Annotated in this window: 5 protein-coding genes; 4 read left to right on the plus strand and 1 reads right to left on the minus strand. The window is 67.2% G+C overall.

The genetic code is table 11. From position 1 onward, the window contains the following. The first annotated feature begins 126 nt into the window (after positions 1-126). The 4 genes from D1643_RS10355 (at position 127) to rplT (ending at position 2553) form a co-directional block, all read left to right on the plus strand. Positions 127-732: an ABC transporter ATP-binding protein gene (locus tag D1643_RS10355; protein ID WP_160710539.1), complete on the plus strand. Its 606-nt coding sequence runs from the start codon at positions 127-129 to the stop codon at positions 730-732. A gap of 656 nt (positions 733-1388) precedes the next feature. Further along, positions 1389-1958 carry a translation initiation factor IF-3 gene (infC, locus tag D1643_RS10360; RefSeq protein ID WP_160710540.1) on the plus strand — a complete coding sequence of 190 codons (570 nt, stop codon included), beginning with the start codon at positions 1389-1391 and terminating at the stop codon, positions 1956-1958. A 1-nt stretch (position 1959) separates the two neighbouring features. After that, positions 1960-2157, plus strand: coding sequence for a 50S ribosomal protein L35 (gene rpmI, locus D1643_RS10365; protein ID WP_160710541.1), 198 nt, complete (start codon positions 1960-1962; stop codon positions 2155-2157). Between the two features lie 39 nt (positions 2158-2196). Further along, positions 2197-2553 carry a 50S ribosomal protein L20 gene (gene rplT / locus D1643_RS10370; protein WP_160710542.1) on the plus strand — a complete coding sequence of 119 codons (357 nt, stop codon included), beginning with the start codon at positions 2197-2199 and terminating at the stop codon, positions 2551-2553. Between the two features lie 117 nt (positions 2554-2670). On the opposite strand, the gene D1643_RS10375 is transcribed toward rplT, so the two are convergent. Beyond that, entirely contained in the window at positions 2671-3078 is a 408-nt protein-coding gene (locus tag D1643_RS10375; protein WP_236643556.1) for a NifB/NifX family molybdenum-iron cluster-binding protein, read from the minus strand. Positions 3079-3313 lie beyond the last annotated feature (235 nt).

A 3313-nucleotide genomic window follows, 5' to 3' on the forward strand; every position in this document is an offset into this window, starting at 1 on the left:
CGCCGCGCCGGGCGCCACCGGGCCAAAGCCGGGCGCCGCCCCGGCCCCCGCCCCCGACCGGGCGCCGGCCGACGGCGAGGGGGAGGCGCTCACCCGCGCTGACATCGCCGCTGACGAGGAGGATCCATGCTAGAGGCCCGTGACATCACCTTCGGCTACGGGCGGCGGCCGCTCTACGAGGGCTTCTCCCTCGCGGTGGCCCCCGGCGAGCGCGTGGCCCTCTCCGCGCCGTCGGGCTTCGGCAAGACCACGCTCTGCCGCGTCCTGGCCGGCTACGAGCGGCCCTGGGCCGGCAGCGTCACCGCGGACGGCGCGCCCCTGCCCCGGCGCGGCCCCTGCCCGGTGCAGCTGGTGGGCCAGCACCCCGAGCACGTCGTGGATCCCCGCATGCGCCTGGGGGCGTCCCTGGCCGAGTCCGGCGGCGCGCCTGAGGAGCTCGGGCGCCTGCGTGCCGCCCTCGGCATCCGCGACGAGTGGCTCGGCCGCTTTCCCCATGAGCTCTCCGGCGGCGAGCTTCAGCGCTTCTGCATCGCCCGCGCGCTTGCGGCCCGCCCGCGCTACCTCATAGCCGACGAGGTGTCCACCATGCTCGACGCCCTCACCCAAGCGCAGATCTGGGAGGTTATCCTCGCCGAGGCCGCCGCCCGCGATCTCGGCCTCGTCCTCGTCTCCCACTCCCCGGCCCTCACCGCCCGCCTCGCCACCCGCGTGGTGACCCTGGCGGGGGAGTGACGTCTGCCCTGCGCCTTGCCTCGTCTCTCCCGCGTCCGTCGGGCGTCTCCTGCCGCATTCTCATCGGAAAGTGGCCAACAAAGACGACCTGACGACGAAAATGGCGAAAATCACGCCCTCTAGGAGGCGCGGGTGGTCTTCGGCGCGCTCAAGACGCAGGCGTCATCAGGGGTTTTGCGGACAAACTGGAGTTCGTGGGCATCTTTTCCGTCGTCAGGTCGCCTTTTTTGGCCACTTTACGCACGGAGTTGGCACGTCGCCTGGATCGGCGGCTCCCGCGTCGCGGTTCACGCACGGGCAGGAATCGATTTCGTCCGCCTCCGCCTGCCGCCTTGTTCTAGCGTCCCCCGCCAGCGCCCGCTGCCCTGTCCCCTGTGTTCTGCCTGCAGCTGTTGATTCTGTTGCAGTAGGACAGGCGTAAAGGGATGTGGCTACATCGTGTCCCCAACTTCCCCCTTGCGCCATCGCGCGCGATGCCCTATACTGCAAAGGCTGTTCAACAAGCGAGGGGAAACCCTCCACCTGGTTCGGCGCCGTGGCTGCTGATGGGTCGTTTGCATAGGCAGGCCGCTTCTGCGGCTTGAATCCGAGAACGAGCCCGCCGCGCCTATGCGCCGCGGGTTTTTCAATGCGCCCGGAAGGCGCGAAAAGAGGAGGTGAGCGCGATAGCTGCTCAAGAGCCCCGGCTCAATGACGAGATCACCACGCGCGAGTGCCGTCTGATCGACTTCGACGGCAACCAGCAGGGAATCTTCCCCACCGCGCAGGCCAAGCGCATCGCCGAGGAGGCCGGCTACGACCTCGTCGAGATCGCGCCGAACGCCGACCCGCCCGTCTGCCGCATCATGGACTATGGCAAGTTCAAGTACGACCAGGCCATCAAGGCCAAGCAGGCGCGCAAGAACCAGAGCAAGATCGAGGTCAAGGAGATGAAGTTCCGCCCGAAGATCGACGTGGGCGACTACACGACCAAGAAGAAGCACGTGCTCCGGTTCCTCGAGGCGGGCAACAAGGTCAAGATCACCATCATGTTCCGCGGCCGCGAGATGGCCCACCCGGAGCAGGGCCTGTCCATTCTCGAGCGGCTTGCCGACGACCTCAAGGACGTGGCGGTCATCGAGAACCAGCCCAAGATGGAAGGCCGTAACATGCACATGCTCATCGCCCCGCTCCCGGCGGCGGTGAAGAAGAAGGACTCTAAGAAAGAAGAAGGAAAGGACGAGTAAGATGCCTAAGATGAAGACCCACCGCGGCACCGCCAAGCGCTTCCGCGTCACCGGTTCCGGCAAGATCATGCGCGCCAAGGCGTTCAAGAGCCACATCATGACGAAGAAGAGCCCCAAGCGCGAGCGCAACTTCCGTCACGAGACGGAGATCGCCGAGGCCGATGCCAAGGTCGTCAAGCGCAACCTCGGCCTTCGCTAGTCCCGCTCATCTTACCGTCAACCAAGGAGTGATTCAGATATGCCTCGTGTAAAGCGTTCCATCCATGCCCGCAAGAAGCGTCGTACCGTCCTCGCCCGCGCGAAGGGCTACTACGGCGCGAAGTCCCGCTCCTACCGTGCGGCGAAGGAGCAGGTGCAGCATTCGCTGCAGTACATGTACCGTGACCGCCGCAACAAGAAGCGCGAGATCCGCCGCCTGTGGATCACCCGCATCAACGCCGCGGCCCGCATCAACGGCCTGTCCTACTCGGTGTTCATGAACGGCCTCAAGAAGGCCGGCGTGACGCTCGACCGCAAGGTGCTCGCCGACATGGCCGTGAACGATCCTGCGGCGTTCGCCGCCCTGGCCGAGGTCGCCAAGAAGGCCGTCGCCTAGCCATCGGCCCTGCGCTGGAGAAGGGAAGCGCCCGCGTCATCTGACGCGGGCGCTTCTTCGTTTCACGGCGCAAAAAAAGCCGACGCGTCAGCGTCGGCTCCTCAATCACGGGGGGTGCTAGACGGTCGACTCCAGGTCGCGGTAGATGCGATCGAAGGCGGCGTCGATGTCGCGCTCGTCGGCGAAGTCCTCCTGGCTGGCATGGCACAGCTCGGCGGCGCCCATGAGCGTGTGGTTGAGGTAGGCCTCGGCCACCTCGCGCGCGGTGCCCTCCACGCCGGCCACCACCTCGATGCCGGCGTAGCACAGCTCGTTGGCCATATCCATGTCGATGCCGCCGGCGATGAGGGCGTCAAACCCGAGGTCCTTCACCAGCTGCGCGGCGTCGTGGCTGGTGACGCCCATGTTCGGGAGGTTGCGGCAATCGGTGATGATGCCCTTTTCGACGGTGTAGCACATGAAGCTGGCGCACTGGGCGGCATGGTGCGACACTCCCATGCCCTCGCATGCTACGGCAACCTTCATGGCCCACCTTCCTCTCTTCTTCCTCTCCCTGGAACGCTAACGATACCGTGAGCGGCAGGCGGGGAGGACGGCGCGCTGGGAAGCGGGTTTCGCCGACGGCGAACGGGGGCCGCTAGCGCCGGCCCGACCGCTCGCCGCGCGAGCGGCGCTGCTCGGCCACGGCGGCGCGGTGGGCACGGCCGGGGCGAAGATCCGCCTTGCCGCCCGTGCCGGAGCGCTTGCGCCCCGCGGCAGC

It is taken from the genome of Enterorhabdus sp. P55 (genome assembly GCF_009911695.1).
Classification (GTDB): domain Bacteria; phylum Actinomycetota; class Coriobacteriia; order Coriobacteriales; family Eggerthellaceae; genus Enterorhabdus.